Genomic DNA, 13,585 nt, shown 5'->3' with positions numbered 1-13,585 from the left:
TGTCAACAGGGGTCCGGGTTCGGCAGACATTCATTTTTTTGCCATTCTGGGCGTGTCTTGAAGCGGGACTGTGAGCTTGGAAGACCAGATGGACCGGGGCTGCCGGAAGGAAAATGTCGCTGTGGACAAGCGGGTACGTGAAGCCGGCCTGAGGCCGACGCGGCAGCGCATCGCGCTGGCCGACCTGCTTTTTGCCAAAGGCGATCGCCATTTGTCGGCCGAGGAACTGCACGAGGAGGCGCTGGCTGCCGGCGTGCCGGTGTCGCTCGCCACCGTCTACAACGCGCTCCACCAGTTCACCCAGGCTGGACTGTTGCGCATCCTCGCCGTCGAGGGCGCCAAGACTTATTTCGACACCAACACCTCCGACCACCACCATTTCTACATCGAAGGCGAAAACCGGATTTTCGACATCGCCAATGGCCCGGTGACGGTCACCAACCTGCCGGAGCCGCCCGAGGGCATGGAAATCGCCAATGTCGACATTGTGGTGAGGCTGAGGCCCAAGCGCCAGGAACGGCCGGCGGCGTCAGAATAATCGGCCGGAAATGAAACCCCTCGATCTGATAGTCAGGCTCGAATGGGCTGCTGTGGCGGCCGCCGCTATTGTCTTCTACGCTTGGTCGGGCGTTTCCTGGTGGCCCTTCGCAGTGCTCATCCTTGCGCCGGATCTGTCGATGTTTGGCTACCTCGTCGGGCCGCGCATCGGTGCCATCGCCTACAACGCCCTGCACATCCTGATACTACCGGTGCTGCTGCTGCTCGTCGGGTACTTGTCCGGTCATGCGGCGGCAATCGCGGTCGCGCTGATCTGGATCGCCCACATCGCCATCGACCGTGCGCTGGGCTATGGCCTGAAGCTGTCAACCGGTTTTCAGGACACAAACCTCGGCCGAATCGGGCGAGCGCAACGACCTCAGTCCTTGACCCGCTCGCCGGGATAGGCGCCCCAGACCGCCGACTGGGCGAGCCAGCCGGTATGCCCGTCGAGCGTCATTTCGCACCACTGGCCGTCGCAGGCCTTGATCGTGCCCATGACGCCCGGCTCGACGATCGCCACCACGCTGGCATCTTTGTCGGGGCTTCTGAGCATATTGATCTGGGCGCCCTTGCCGCGTTGCCATGGTGCGATGATCGCGGTGCGCCGGCCCGACAGCAGCGACTGGTTGATCCAGCCTTCCGAACCGTCGGCATCGCGCACGCGGCGCCACGTGTCGAATTCCTGGATGATCTCCATCGGCAGGCCGGCCTTCATATACATCCAGTCGACCGAATAATTGGCACCCGGGCCGACGCGCGAGTTGACGCGGCCGGATTTAAGGCTGACGAATCGCGGCAATGGCAGGCCGCTCGGCCCGAGCGTGATGGCGCTCTGGGCGGGTGCGGCCGCGCTCTGTGCCGCGGCCAGCGGGGAATAGAGGAGAGCGCCGAGAAATGCTGCGCTGAGGGTCAGGCGAAGTGGCGCGAAACCAGACACTTTCGTTCCTTTCGGCGCTTGCCTCTCGGCCTCGGCGCCCCTTTTTCTTTGTCTTCGGCGGCACCGCTTGTTACATGGGTAAATCGGCTACCGCGACCGGCTTTCAGTTTCGCCGGTCTTGGTTAAAGAGGTCTCAACGAGGGAAACAATGGTAGGCAAAAAGAAGCCTCTCGTGGTCATCACGCGAAAGCTGCCCGACCCGGTCGAGACCCGCATGCGCGAGCTGTTCGACGCCAGGCTGAATGTCGAGGACAGGCCGATGACGCAGCCGGAGCTGGTTGCCGCGGTCAAGGAAGCCGACGTGCTGGTGCCGACAGTGACCGACCAGATCGACGCGGCGCTGATCGCCCAGGCCGGCGACAACCTCAAGCTGATCGCCAATTTCGGCAATGGCGTCGACAAGATCGACGTGGCGGCGGCGGCCAAGAGGGGCATCACCGTCACCAACACGCCCAATGTGCTCACCGAAGACACCGCCGACATGACCATGGCGCTGATGCTGGCTGTACCGCGCCGGCTGGCGGAAGGCGCCAATGTGCTCACCGGCGACAAGAAATGGGCCGGCTGGTCGCCGACCTGGATGCTTGGCCGGCGCATCTGGGGCAAGCGGCTCGGCATTGTCGGCATGGGCCGCATCGGCACCGCCGTTGCCAGGCGGGCCAAGGCCTTCGGCCTTTCCATCCACTACCACAACCGCCATCGCGTGCTGCCGGCGGTCGAGGACGGGCTGGAGGCGACCTATTGGGAGAGCCTCGACCAGATGCTGGCCCGCATGGACATCATCTCGGTCAATTGTCCGTCGACGCCCGCGACTTTTCATTTGCTGTCGGCCCGGCGCTTGGCCCTGCTTCAGCCCACCGCCTATGTGGTCAACACCGCGCGCGGAGACATCATCGACGAAGAGGCGCTGGTCAAGCTGATCCAGGACGGCAAGATCGCCGGCGCCGGCCTCGACGTCTACGAGCACGAGCCGGCGCTCAATGCCAAGCTGCTCAAGCTCGCCGCCAGGAACAAGGTCGTGCTGTTGCCGCATATGGGCTCGGCGACGCTCGAGGGCCGCATCGACATGGGCGAGAAGGTCATCATCAACATCAGGGCGTTCGTTGACGGCCACCGCCCGCCGGACCGTGTGCTGCCGCTGAGGACCTGACGGTATCGGCGCTTGCCATTGTTGGGTAAGCAAAAACTTACGAAATAGATTTGCGCATGGTGATCGAGGTTGGCCTGGCGTAGCCTTCATGTGCCGTTCGCTCGGTCTCGTGGAAACCGAGGCGGGCAAAGGCGGCATGATTGGCGGTGAGCTCGATGCGTGTCTGAAGCTCCAGCGCCGCCTTACCGCGGTCGAGCGCGAGATCTTCGACCGCCCGCATCAGCCGCCGGCCGATGCCTTGCCCCTGGCGGTCCGGGGAGACGGCGAGTTTGCCGACATAAAGATCGTCGGCCCTTTCAAGAGCAAAGACGCAGCCGACGATCCTGCCGCCGTCGAGGGCCGCGAAGCCGTTCTCCCGCCCGGCCTTGTCGCGCAGTCCATCGACGGTGAGCAGATGGGTCGAGGACGGCGGGTCGATGACGCCGTCCATGAAGGCGAAGGCCTGCATGATCAGGGCAAGCACCTCGTCCCAGCGGTCGAAACCGGCCGGGATGCGGTCGATGGAGAGGGTCATGGTCCGCTCCAAGATCAGCGCCTGCTGTAGCGGATCGTTTCGAAGCGCGCGGAGAGCGCATCGTAGAGCAGCAGCCGCCCGACCAGCGGCTCGCCGATGCCGGTGATCAGCTTGATCGCCTCCATCGCCTGTAGCGTGCCGACGACGCCGGTCAGCGCGCCAAGCACACCGGCCTCGGCGCAGGACGGTACAAGGCCCGGCGGCGGGGCTTCGGGGAAGAGATCGCGATAGCCAGGGTTCGGCTTGCCATCCTTGCCGGCCTCGAAAGGCTTCAGCACCGTCACCGAACCATCGAAACGGCCGACGGCGGCATGCACCAGGGGTTTGCGCTCGTTCGCGCAGGCGTCGGCCACCGTATAACGGGTCTCGAAATTGTCGGAACCGTCGACGGTGATGTCATAGCGGGCGATGAGGGCAGGGGCGTTGTCCGCGCTCAGCCGGAACGTGTGCGTCTCGACCACGGTGTTGGGATTGATACGGGTGATTGCCGCCTTGGCGCTGTCGGTTTTCAGCATGCCGACCGTATCCGTGCCGTGGATGACCTGGCGCTGCAAATTGGAGAGCGACACGGTGTCGTCATCAACGATGCCAAGCGTGCCGACGCCGGCCGCCGCAAGATATTCGAGCACCGGTGCGCCCAGCCCGCCGGCGCCGATCACCAAGACCCGCGCTTGCTTGAGCTTCTGTTGGCCCGCGCCGCCGACTTCGGGCAGCACGATGTGGCGGGCATAGCGTTCGATCTCGTCGGCGGTGAGCGCGGTGGTCATGTCAGGACCATATAGCGGCTGAAAAACCTTGTCAGGCGTCTTCGGTTGGCCCAACCGTGCCATGGTCGACGGTCAGGAATTGCGCACGGCCCTTGAGGCTGGAAAACAGCGCGGCATCGGTTCCCGTCATGAAAGCCTGGCAGTTCAACTCCTCCAGGATCGAAAACAGCGCCGCCCGCCGCCCGCCGTCGAGATGGGCGGCGATCTCGTCGAGCAGCAGGATCGGCGTCATGCCGGACATCTCGCCGGTCAGCCGGGCATGCGACAGGACGATGCCGACCAGCAATGCCTTCTGCTCGCCGGTCGAACAGAGTTCTGCCGGCATTGCCTTGGGCCTGTGCCGCACCAGGAGATCGGAACGGTGCGGGCCTTCAAGCGTTCGTCCCGCGGCACGATCACGATCACGGCCACCGGCAAGAGCCCGGCGGAACCGCTCCTCGACGTCGACCGCCGGCGCGGTGGAAACCTCGGTTTCCAGATCGCCCGAAAGGCTGATATCGGCCTGCGGGAACGGTCCCGTGTCGGGCAGCCTGTCGATCATGGCGGCGAGCAGGCGCACCAGTTCGGCGCGCGCCGCCGCAATGGCGACGCCGGTTTCGGCCATCTGTGTCTCGATCGCTTCGAACCAGCTGATATCCCGCGAGCCCTCGGTAAGCAGGCGATTACGGCCGCGCATCGCCTTCTCGTAGTCGAGCGCCCGCTGGCCGTGGCCGGGGTCGATCGCCAGCACCAGCCGGTCGAGAAAGCGCCGGCGGTCAGCAGCCGGTCCGGTGAACAGCGCATCCATGGCCGGCGTCAGCCACACCACGCGCAGCCATTCCAGCATGTCTTCGGCCGAGCGGGCCGTCGCGCCATTGATGCGAACCCGCCTGCCGCCTTCGCCCTCGCCGACCGAAATGCCCGTGCCGATCTCGATCTGGCCGTCGGGCCCGTCGAGCCGGGCGTGCAGGGCAAAGCCGCCGTCGCCGCCTTCGCGTGCGACATCGGCGTAAGGCGCGCGGCGCAGGCCGCGCCCCGGCGTTAGAAAGGAAATTGCTTCGAGGAGGTTGGTCTTGCCGGCACCATTGTCGCCGGAAAACACCACGGCGCCCGGATCGAGATCGATCGTCAGCGTCGCATAGTTGCGGAAATTAGTAAGTGTAAGCTTACTTATATGGGTTTGTGCCGGCAACCGCTATCCGCCTGTAGAAGTCGCCATTGTTTCCGCTGCCGGCCCGTCGCAGAGCCGGATCGATGATGCCGTGCCGGGCTATACCCGCATCGGCATCAGCACGTAAAGCGCGGTCTCGTCGGCCATGTCGTGGATCAGCGTCGGCGAACCGGCATCGGCCAACATGAATTTGGCTTCCGTGCCGGTCAACTGAGCGGCAACGTCGAGCAGGTATTTGGCGTTGAAGCCGATTTCGATCGGGTCGGACGAATAGTCGGCCGCCAGTTCCTCGGTGGCGCTGCCCGAATCCGGGTTGTTGACCGCAAGCGTCACCTGGCCTTCGCTGATCGAAAGCTTCACCGCGCGGCCACGTTCGGAGGAAATGGTCGAGACACGGTCGACCGCGGCGGCAAAGCTCTGGCGGTCGATGATCAGCTTCTTGTCGTTGCCGGTCGGAATGACCCGCTGATAATCGGGGAAGGTGCCGTCGATCAGCTTCGAGGTCAGGACCACGCTGCCGATGGTGAAGCGGATCTTGGTGTCCGACAGCTCCGTGGTCACGGCGACATCAGGGTCGTCGACCAGCTTCTGCAGCTCGCTCACCGTCTTGCGCGGAATGATGATGCCCGGCATGCCCTCGGACCCCGCCGGCGCGTCGATTTCGGCGCGCGCCAGGCGGTGGCCGTCAGTGGCCACCGAGCGCAGCTTCAGCTTGCCGCCGACCTCATGCGTGTGCAGGTAGATGCCATTGAGATAATAGCGCGTCTCTTCGGTGGAAATGGCGAACTGCGTCTTCTCGATCAGCCCCCTCAGGGCAACCGAGTCGAGCCGGAAGATATGCGAGAAGGATCCGGCCGAAAGCTCGGGAAAGTCGGATTGCGGCAGGCACTGCAGCCGAAAGCTCGAGCGGCCCGACGTCACCGTCATGGCGTTGCCGTCCTCGTCCGTCTTCAGCATCACCTCGGCGCCGTCCGCGAGTTTGCGCACGATGTCGTAGAGCAGATGCGCCGGAACCGTCGTCGCCCCGCCGCGCTCCACCTTGGCTGGCGTCGCTTCCGTCACCTCCAGGTCAAGGTCGGTCGCCTTCATTTCGAGGCTGGCGCCCTCGGCGCTGAGCAGCACGTTGGACAGGATCGGTATCGTGTTGCGCCGTTCGACCACACGGTGGACGTGGTTGAGCGACTTCAGGAGATTTGACCGTTCCAGGATAACACGCATGACGAAACAGGCTCGCTTGAAAGGATGAGCGGGTCTCCGGCTGGCGGCGCCCCGCGAAAGGTCTGAACAGGCTCAGAATCTGCGTAAACTGACAGGAAAAAGCCAGCAAACGCAAGCCCGCGCCACCGGTTCGGTCCGGCTGCGCGGGCTTTCTGGGGATAAAGGCCTGGATGACCGCCAGCCAGTGTGCTGAATCCCGAATCCAGATCGTCGCCAGGCTCTGTTTTGACGCAATTCCCAAGGGAAAGCGCTACGCGCTTGCCCCGGGAAAAACCGTTCACACTTTTCTTGGAATTGCTCCAGGCCTCGAGCCCATGTCAGGGGCGCTGCCGGGCAGGCAAGCCATTGAATTCCAGTGCGGTTCTGGCTTGCCCGTTCCGGACCGGTCAGGCCTGGTCGTTGATCAGCCGCCGCAGCAGCTCAAGTTCCTGCGCCAGCGTGTTGTCGTTGCCGGAAAGGTCCTCGATCTTGCGCACGGCGTGCAGCACCGTGGTGTGATCGCGGCCACCGAAGCGCCGTCCGATTTCGGGCAGGGAGCGCGGCGTCATCACCTTCGACAGGTACATGGCGACCTGCCGTGGCTTGACGATTGTGCGCGTGCGCCGGTTGGACAGCAATTCGGTCTTCGACACGTTGTAGTGGCGCGCCACGATGCGCTGGATGTCCTCGATGCGGACCCGCTTCGGCTCGCCGGTGCGATAGATGTGGCCGAGGATCTCGTCGATACGGTCGATGGTGATCTGCGGCTCGAACGACTGGCGAAACAGCAGCTGGTTGAACGCGCCCTCCAGTTCTCGTCCGCTGCCGGTCACGGTGCGGGCGACGTGGTTGAGGATTTCGTCGGAAATATCCAGCGATGCGTCGTCGACCCTGGCCGTGGCCAGGCGTAGTTTGAGCATGCCGAGGCGCATGGAGAAATCAGGCGCCGACATTTCGAGCGCGACGCCGCCATTGAGGCGCGAGCGGACACGCGGCTCGAGCGATTCCAGCTCGGACGGCGGCCGGTCGGCGGCGACAACGACTTGCTTGGCGCTGTCGAGCAGCATGTTGATCAAATGGCAGAATTCATGCTGGATCGACTTGCCCTGCAGGAACTGCATGTCGTCGATGATCAAGAGGTCGATGTCGCGCAGCTGCTCCTTGAGCGTCAGCGCGTTGTTGTCGCGGATCGCGGTGGCGAAGCGCCACATGAAATACTCCGCGGTGAGATAGACGACGCGGGATTTCGGGTTCTGCTTCAGCGATTCCGCCGCGATGGCCTGCAGCAGGTGGGTCTTGCCGAGCCCGACGGTCGCATGCAGGAAAAGCGGATTGAAGCGCACAGCGCTCGATTGCGATTCCGCCACGGCCTTGGCGGCGGCGAAGGCTACCCGGTTCGACGGGCCTTCGATGAAGGAGCCGAACGTGTAGCGGGGATCAAGCGGCGATCCCAGCACGTTGTGGCGGAACTCGGTCTCGACCGCGGCACCTGGGCGCGGCACGGGAGGCCGTTCCACCCTGCCGGGGCTCACAGTGCCGGCGGCCAGCGCCGTTTGCGTCTGCCGTGTCATCTTGCGTGCCGGCGTCAATTCCGGTTCGACAGGGCTGCGCCCCTGGCGGGTGGCCGTGCGCACCACGATCTCGATCTTGAGGAGATCGGCATCCTCCTGCTTCCACAGTTCGGAGATGAGGTCGAGATAGTGGCCGTTGATCCACGAGCGCAGGAACGCGGTGGGCACCGAGATGCGGACAATGCCCTTGGACGCCTCCGCGACCTTCATGCGGCCGAACCAGCTCGAATAGACTTCAGCCCCCAGACGCGCCTTCAACTGGATCTTGACCCGGTCGAACTTCTGTTCCGCGTCGCTGGAGACCGCCATCTCGTTTGCTCCGATCAAAGTTCCAGGAAATGGGAGGTCGCCCGTAAGCTCCCTTTCGATGCCGCTCTGCATGATCGAGTTCCTTGCTTTTCTGTACCTGTTTTCCGCTGGGGATGCGCCTCCTGCATCCGTTTTCCAGCGACTATGTCTTCGCTACGATGCCCGTTGCCGCCGCCGGCAATGAACGTCGCCCACTATTCGGAGGGAACCGGTGCCGGCCCATGGAAGCCAGTCCGCGTTGGGTATGTCAGGGCAATACAACACCGTCCGGCGAAAGAGCGCCGGCGCGCCGTCTACCTGCCATGTCTAGTTACGCCAGTCCCCTTACCCACATCAAAAAAGACAAACCAATCCCGTTCACGGACTTGATCCGCGTTGCAAATCCGGCCAATTTACGCTGGCTGATTCGGACTGGGTTAAGGGCCACGGGCCCGTCCCTCTTGATGACCCAACATTACCGAAATCGCTGTGGATAGGGCAAGGCCACCCCTAACTGATTTTTAAGGAATCTGGTTACCTCGGGCTGGTTCGAGCCGCATGCCGCAACGGCATATTTTGACAAAGCCATTGTGATTCAAACTCTTTTCCGGCGAATATGAAAAAGTCGGGCCGGCGCGAAATATTCTGAAATAATTCGCTTGACAGCCAGTTGCCCTCCCGTCCCTTCGAGACGTTGTGGACAAGCTGTGGATGACCATAGCTAACTATCTGAAAAATATCGCTTATTTTTGATAGTTAAGAATTTTGAAGCCGCCATTTTTCAACGCTGTCAACCATCAGCAGGCAGGCATGTGCCGGCAAAGCATTTCGAATACTGGAATCCGCTTTGGGCACCGTTTCCGAGCATTCTTTTTAAGTACTTGCCGGCAAACGAAAAAACCCGGCACGACTGGCCGGGTTTTAAAGAAGCTTAGTCTGTAAAGGCGATGTTAGGCCGACAGCACCTTGAGGCGCGCGGCCAGACGCGACACCTTGCGGGACGCGGTGTTCTTGTGGATCACGCCCTTGGTCGCGGCACGCATCAATTCCGGCTCGGCGACCTTGAAAGCGGCCTGTGCGGCAGCCTTGTCGCCGGAGGCGAGCGCCTCCTCGACCTGGCGGACGTAGGTGCGCACGCGCGAGCGGCGGTTCTTGTTGATCGCCGCGCGGCGGACAATCTTACGCGTTGCCTTTTTGGCCGAGGATGTGTTGGCCATGATGCCTCTCTTCTGATCTGGTCGGCGCATGCGGCATGCCGCAGGGCGCAAAAAACAAACGGGCAGCCACAGGGCCGCCTCGGTTGGTGCGGCTTATAGTTCAGCTTTTCCGGCGCGTCAACGCTGCCTGGCGTTCTTTTTGGCCGACGCCACGGGGTTTCGATCGCTAGCCGGCAACGCTCTAGCGATTGGTGAAATTCGGCTTCCGCTTCTCGGCGAAGGCCGCCATGCCTTCCTTCTGGTCTTCGAGCGCGAAAAGCGAGTGGAACAGGCGGCGTTCGAACCGCAATCCCTCGGCCAGCGTCGTCTCGTAGGAACGGTTGACGGCTTCCTTCGTCATCATCACCGATGGCAGCGAGAAATCGGCGATCTTGGCCGCCGCCTTGATAGCCTCCTCGACAAGCTCGGCTGCGGGCACGACCCGTGACACCAGCCCCGAGCGTTCGGCTTCCGCTGCATCCATCATTCGTCCGGTCAGGCACATGTCCATCGCCTTCGACTTGCCGACGAACCGGGTCAGGCGTTGCGACCCGCCCATGCCGGGAATGACGCCGAGCGTGATTTCTGGCTGGCCGAATTTGGCGGTGTCGGCGGCAATGATGAAGTCGCACATCATTGCCAGCTCGCATCCGCCGCCCAGCGCATAGCCGGCCACCGCGGCAATGATCGGCTTTCGTGTGCGTGTGAACTCCTCCCAACCTGCGAAGAAGTCCTGGCTGTAGGCGTCGACATAGGAGATAGCCTGCATCTCCTTGATGTCGGCGCCAGCGGCAAAGGCCTTGTCGGAACCGGTAAGAACCATGGCGCCGATACCAGGATCGGCGCCGAAACCGTTCACGGCTGCGACGAGTTCGGCAAGGATCTGGGAATTCAGCGCATTGAGCGCCTTTGGCCGGTTCAGCGTGATCAGTGCGACCTTGCCGCGCGTCTCGGCGATGATCGTCTCGTAGGCCATGGCTGCTTCTCCTCGCTAGACCCGGTCCATCTTTTTGTTTTGACGCAATTCCCTGGGGAAAGCGCTATGCGCTTTTCCCGGGGAAAACCGTTCACACTTTTCCTGGAATTGCTCTAACTCAGCTCTGACACGTCCGGCAATAGAAGGTCGAGCGTCCGCTCTGCACGATGCGCTCGATGTGGCCGCCGCAGCCGGGCTTCGGGCAAGGCTCACCTTCGCGGTCGTAGACGGCGAAGGAATGCTGGAAATAGCCCAGTGACCCGTCGGTGTGCACATAGTCGCGCAGCGACGACCCGCCAGCCGCGATGGCATCTGATATGACCGAGCGGATCGCCTCGGCCAGGCGTTCGCTTTGTTCCTTGGCCCTCTTGCCCGGCTTGGCGATGGTGCCCGCCTCGCGCAAGGGCGACAGGCCGGCACGCCAGAGCGCCTCCGAGACGTAAATATTGCCAAGTCCCGCGATCAGCTTCTGGTCGAGAAGCGCTGCCTTCAGCGGCGATCTGCGGCCTTTCAGCAACGAGGCGAGCAGCACGCCGTCCAGCGCATTGCCGGTGGGCTCGACGCCCAGTCCGGCCAGCATAGGATGCGTCTCCGGCGGCCCTTCCGCAAACAGCATGAAACCGAAGCGGCGCGGGTCGTTGAAGATCACGCGGGACCGGGCGCCGTTGGCGGCGACGACATCGAACACGACATGGTCGTGCGCCGTGCTTTTCGAACGTTCGTGGTGGAACACGCCTTGTGTCTCGCCGTCGTCGTCGGTCTCGATGCGAAAGGAGCCCGACATGCCGAGATGGCAGATCAGCACCGGGCCGTCCTGCACATGCATGGTCAGATATTTGGCTCGGCGACCGAGCGCCGTGATGGTCCTGCCGGTCAGCCGTTCCGAAAACCGTTCGGGAAAGGGAAACCGCAGATCCGGCCGTCGCGCCTCGACCTTGGTCAGACGGGCACCTTCAAGGACCGGCTGCAGGCCACGCCGGACTGTTTCGACTTCGGGCAATTCAGGCATGGCCGCCAATCATCGCATGGAAAGAAGTGCCGTGGCGGCCGGGCGCCAGCCCGAGGTGTTCTGCGACGGTCTCGCCGATATCGGCGAATGTCGTTCTCAGTCCGATGTCGCCACCTCTCAAACCGGGTCCCATGCCAATCACCGGGATGCGTTCACGCGTATGATCTGTCCCTCTCCAGGTCGGATCATTGCCGTGGTCGGCCGTCAGGATGAGAAGGTCGCCCAGCTGCAGCTTTGCGAGTGCTTCCGGCAGCCGCCGGTCGAAGGCCTCGAGCGCGGCGGCATAGCCGGCGACATCGCGGCGATGGCCGAATTCGGTGTCGAAATCGACGAAATTGGCGAAAACGAGATCGCCGTTACCGGCATCATCCATCGCACCGAGCGCCTTGTCGAACATGGCCATGTTGCCGGCGGCCTTGCGCACTTCCGAAATACCGCGATGGGCAAAGATGTCGCCGATCTTGCCGACGGCGATAACGCGGCTTCCCCGCGCCGTCAGCCGGTCGAGCAAGGTCGGCTCCGGCGGCGGCACCGCGTAGTCATGGCGGTTGTAGGTTCGCTGGAAGGTGGCGGCGGTCTCGCCGACGAATGGCCGCGCGATCACGCGTCCGATCCTGAGCGGATCGACCAGCCGGCGCACCACCTGGCAGAATTCATAAAGCCGCTCCAAGCCGAAATGGACTTCATGCGCGGCGATCTGCAGGACCGAGTCGACGGAGGTGTAACAGATCGGCTTGCCGGTGCGGATGTGTTCCTCACCGAACCGTTCGATGATCTCTGTGCCCGGCGCATGGCAGTTGCCGAGAATGCCTGAAACCTCGCCCTCGCGGATCATCGCCGCGGTCAGATCAGCCGGAAAGGCGGGAACCGTATCCGGGAAATAACCCCAGTCGAACCGCACGGGCAGGGCCGCGATCTCCCAGTGTCCGGAGGGTGTGTCCTTGCCGCTCGAAACTTCCTGCGCCGCACCATGGAAGGCATTGGCGAGCAGATCCGTCCCGAAATGGGCAAAACCCAATCCTGTCGCCGTCTCGGCCGCCTTGCCAAGTCCGAGCGATGCCATGTGCGGGACAAACAGCGGCCCTTGTCGAAGCCCCTCGCGATCCGCGCGCCCTTCGGCGCAAGCTTCGGCGATGTGCGCGAGCGTGTTGGCGCCGGCGTCGCCATAGCGTTCGGCGTCGGCCGCGCCGCCGATGCCGAAGGAATCCAGGACAAAGAGAAAAGCACGCGCCATCGGGTCATTGTTGCCAGTGTGGACGCCCAGACATAGGGTTCCACGGCGGCATTGGCAATTCGGAAACCAAACGGCAACGGCTTGGCGCGATAGTGGGCATGCATCGGATAAAACGCAGGACGGTCTTGCCATGAACGCTGTGCTGAAGGCGTGCACCGCTCTCATGATCGTGCACGGCGCGCTCTGGTGTGGACCGGCGCTGGCCGACTGGCGTGATGATATCGGCACATTTCGCATCGGCATCGTCGCCGAGCCTGGCGGCGGCAACACTGTTCCGGGGCTGGCGCTGCTGACGCAATCCTTTACCAACGCGCTTGGCATGAAGGTCGAGTTCGTCGTTGCGCGCGATTATGCGGCACTGATCGAGGCGCAAGCCAACGCCCGGATCGAGTACGCCATCTATTCGGCGACGGCTTATGCCACGGCGCTGCAGCGTTGCGGATGCATCGAGCCGCTTGTGGCGCCGGTCGATTCCGACGGTGCGGCCGGCATCCGCTCCGTACTGCTGACCAGGGACGGCAAGCTGTCCGACCTGGCGGCGATGGAGACGCAACGGATCGCTATGCCGCCGCCGGACAGCGTCGGGGGCTCGCTTTTGCCGCTGGCGGAGCTGGCCGCCGAACACGTCAAGATCACTGAGGATGCCCCGTTTCTGATCCATGCCGATTCCACGTCCGCGGCCGAAACCATGCTTGTCGACGGCCAGGCTGACGCCTCGTTCGGCTGGGTGAGGGCAGCAGCCGACGGTCAGCCGCTGCTATCTGATGGCACGCAGGCAAGGCTCGAAGCAGCCGGCCTTTCGCCGTCGGCTCTCCAGGTCGTGTGGATGTCGGGCCTGCTGAGGTACGGTCCCCATGCCGTACGCACTGATCTCGACCCGGAAGCCAAGCGTCGGCTGACCGTGTTCCTGACCAACCTCAAATCGACGACGCCGGATGTTTACGATCTCCTGGAATCGAAACACTCCGGCGGCTTTCTGACCGTGGCCCCAAAGGACTATGCGACGGCGCAAGCCATCGTGCGCCTGGTGTCGACAGGTGGTGAGCAGCAGTAAAG

The 13,585-nt window shown here is 63.2% G+C and carries 14 protein-coding genes; 4 read left to right on the top strand and 10 right to left on the bottom strand.

Annotated elements, in window-relative coordinates:
- The first annotated feature begins 88 nt into the window (after positions 1-88).
- Together irrA and AC1DX4_RS25895 are read left to right on the top strand one after the other, a co-directional pair.
- Positions 89-538 carry an iron response transcriptional regulator IrrA gene (irrA, locus tag AC1DX4_RS25900; RefSeq protein ID WP_477223015.1) on the top strand — a complete coding sequence of 150 codons (450 nt, stop codon included), beginning with the start codon at positions 89-91 and terminating at the stop codon, positions 536-538.
- A gap of 10 nt (positions 539-548) precedes the next feature.
- A complete protein-coding gene (locus AC1DX4_RS25895) occupies positions 549-944 on the top strand; it encodes a DUF4260 domain-containing protein (RefSeq protein WP_477223014.1) in 396 nt (131 codons plus the stop codon).
- Here the strand turns inward: AC1DX4_RS25895 and AC1DX4_RS25890 are convergent.
- On the bottom strand, positions 917-1,477 hold the full coding sequence (locus tag AC1DX4_RS25890) for an SH3 domain-containing protein (RefSeq protein ID WP_477223013.1): 561 nt from the start codon (positions 1,475-1,477) through the stop codon (positions 917-919). The genes AC1DX4_RS25895 and AC1DX4_RS25890 overlap by 28 nt on opposite strands.
- A 148-nt stretch (positions 1,478-1,625) precedes the next feature.
- On the opposite strand from AC1DX4_RS25890, the gene AC1DX4_RS25885 reads away from it, so the two are divergent.
- Positions 1,626-2,627, top strand: coding sequence for a 2-hydroxyacid dehydrogenase (locus AC1DX4_RS25885; RefSeq protein WP_477223012.1), 1,002 nt, complete (start codon positions 1,626-1,628; stop codon positions 2,625-2,627).
- A 37-nt stretch (positions 2,628-2,664) separates the two neighbouring features.
- On the opposite strand, the gene AC1DX4_RS25880 is transcribed toward AC1DX4_RS25885, so the two are convergent.
- The 9 genes from AC1DX4_RS25880 to AC1DX4_RS25840 all read right to left on the bottom strand — a co-directional run bounded on the left by AC1DX4_RS25880 (position 2,665) and on the right by AC1DX4_RS25840 (position 12,529).
- Positions 2,665-3,141, bottom strand: coding sequence for a GNAT family N-acetyltransferase (locus AC1DX4_RS25880; RefSeq protein ID WP_477223011.1), 477 nt, complete (start codon positions 3,139-3,141; stop codon positions 2,665-2,667).
- Positions 3,142-3,155: 14 nt separating this feature from the next.
- The gene (locus tag AC1DX4_RS25875) at positions 3,156-3,908 is read right to left on the bottom strand and encodes a molybdopterin-synthase adenylyltransferase MoeB (RefSeq protein ID WP_477223010.1); all 753 of its coding nucleotides are present in this window, start codon (positions 3,906-3,908) and stop codon (positions 3,156-3,158) included.
- Between the two features lie 31 nt (positions 3,909-3,939).
- Positions 3,940-5,079, bottom strand: a complete 1,140-nt coding sequence (gene recF, locus AC1DX4_RS25870) for a DNA replication/repair protein RecF (RefSeq protein WP_477223009.1) — start codon at positions 5,077-5,079, stop codon at positions 3,940-3,942.
- Positions 5,080-5,157: 78 nt separating this feature from the next.
- The gene (gene dnaN, locus AC1DX4_RS25865) at positions 5,158-6,276 is read right to left on the bottom strand and encodes a DNA polymerase III subunit beta (protein ID WP_109666422.1); all 1,119 of its coding nucleotides are present in this window, start codon (positions 6,274-6,276) and stop codon (positions 5,158-5,160) included.
- Positions 6,277-6,662: 386 nt separating this feature from the next.
- Positions 6,663-8,207, bottom strand: a complete 1,545-nt coding sequence (gene dnaA / locus AC1DX4_RS25860) for a chromosomal replication initiator protein DnaA (RefSeq protein ID WP_477223008.1) — start codon at positions 8,205-8,207, stop codon at positions 6,663-6,665.
- An 857-nt stretch (positions 8,208-9,064) separates the two neighbouring features.
- Positions 9,065-9,331 (bottom strand): 30S ribosomal protein S20, encoded by a 267-nt coding sequence (gene rpsT, locus AC1DX4_RS25855; RefSeq protein WP_027043520.1) that lies wholly within the window; start codon positions 9,329-9,331, stop codon positions 9,065-9,067.
- A 181-nt stretch (positions 9,332-9,512) separates the two neighbouring features.
- Positions 9,513-10,286, bottom strand: a complete 774-nt coding sequence (locus AC1DX4_RS25850; RefSeq protein ID WP_477223007.1) for an enoyl-CoA hydratase — start codon at positions 10,284-10,286, stop codon at positions 9,513-9,515.
- Positions 10,287-10,404: 118 nt separating this feature from the next.
- Positions 10,405-11,295, bottom strand: coding sequence for a bifunctional DNA-formamidopyrimidine glycosylase/DNA-(apurinic or apyrimidinic site) lyase (mutM, locus tag AC1DX4_RS25845; protein WP_477223006.1), 891 nt, complete (start codon positions 11,293-11,295; stop codon positions 10,405-10,407).
- Positions 11,288-12,529 carry a phosphopentomutase gene (locus tag AC1DX4_RS25840; protein WP_477223005.1) on the bottom strand — a complete coding sequence of 414 codons (1,242 nt, stop codon included), beginning with the start codon at positions 12,527-12,529 and terminating at the stop codon, positions 11,288-11,290. Before AC1DX4_RS25840 ends, mutM begins: the two co-directional genes overlap by 8 nt.
- A 130-nt stretch (positions 12,530-12,659) precedes the next feature.
- Between AC1DX4_RS25840 and AC1DX4_RS25835 the strand changes: the two genes are divergently transcribed.
- Entirely contained in the window at positions 12,660-13,583 is a 924-nt protein-coding gene (locus AC1DX4_RS25835) for a phosphate/phosphite/phosphonate ABC transporter substrate-binding protein (RefSeq protein WP_477223004.1), read from the top strand.
- The last annotated feature ends 2 nt before the right edge of the window (positions 13,584-13,585 follow it).

The sequence above is a fragment of the Mesorhizobium sp. P3_A8 genome, assembly GCF_056402995.1.
This window is presented reverse-complemented; position numbering and strand designations above follow the sequence as displayed.

What these genes read in the sequence shown, in the direction of transcription:
- irrA (WP_477223015.1), top strand. Translation starts at nt 89, where the DNA reads ATGGACCGGGGCTGCCGGAAGGAAAATGTCGCTGTGGACAAGCGGGTA.
- AC1DX4_RS25895 (WP_477223014.1), top strand. Translation starts at nt 549, where the DNA reads ATGAAACCCCTCGATCTGATAGTCAGGCTCGAATGGGCTGCTGTGGCG.
- AC1DX4_RS25885 (WP_477223012.1), top strand. Translation starts at nt 1,626, where the DNA reads ATGGTAGGCAAAAAGAAGCCTCTCGTGGTCATCACGCGAAAGCTGCCC.
- AC1DX4_RS25880 (WP_477223011.1), bottom strand. Translation starts at nt 3,141, where the DNA reads ATGACCCTCTCCATCGACCGCATCCCGGCCGGTTTCGACCGCTGGGAC.
- AC1DX4_RS25875 (WP_477223010.1), bottom strand. Translation starts at nt 3,908, where the DNA reads ATGACCACCGCGCTCACCGCCGACGAGATCGAACGCTATGCCCGCCAC.
- dnaN (WP_109666422.1), bottom strand. Translation starts at nt 6,276, where the DNA reads ATGCGTGTTATCCTGGAACGGTCAAATCTCCTGAAGTCGCTCAACCAC.
- dnaA (WP_477223008.1), bottom strand. Translation starts at nt 8,207, where the DNA reads ATGCAGAGCGGCATCGAAAGGGAGCTTACGGGCGACCTCCCATTTCCT.
- rpsT (WP_027043520.1), bottom strand. Translation starts at nt 9,331, where the DNA reads ATGGCCAACACATCCTCGGCCAAAAAGGCAACGCGTAAGATTGTCCGC.
- AC1DX4_RS25850 (WP_477223007.1), bottom strand. Translation starts at nt 10,286, where the DNA reads ATGGCCTACGAGACGATCATCGCCGAGACGCGCGGCAAGGTCGCACTG.
- mutM (WP_477223006.1), bottom strand. Translation starts at nt 11,295, where the DNA reads ATGCCTGAATTGCCCGAAGTCGAAACAGTCCGGCGTGGCCTGCAGCCG.
- AC1DX4_RS25840 (WP_477223005.1), bottom strand. Translation starts at nt 12,529, where the DNA reads ATGGCGCGTGCTTTTCTCTTTGTCCTGGATTCCTTCGGCATCGGCGGC.
- AC1DX4_RS25835 (WP_477223004.1), top strand. Translation starts at nt 12,660, where the DNA reads ATGAACGCTGTGCTGAAGGCGTGCACCGCTCTCATGATCGTGCACGGC.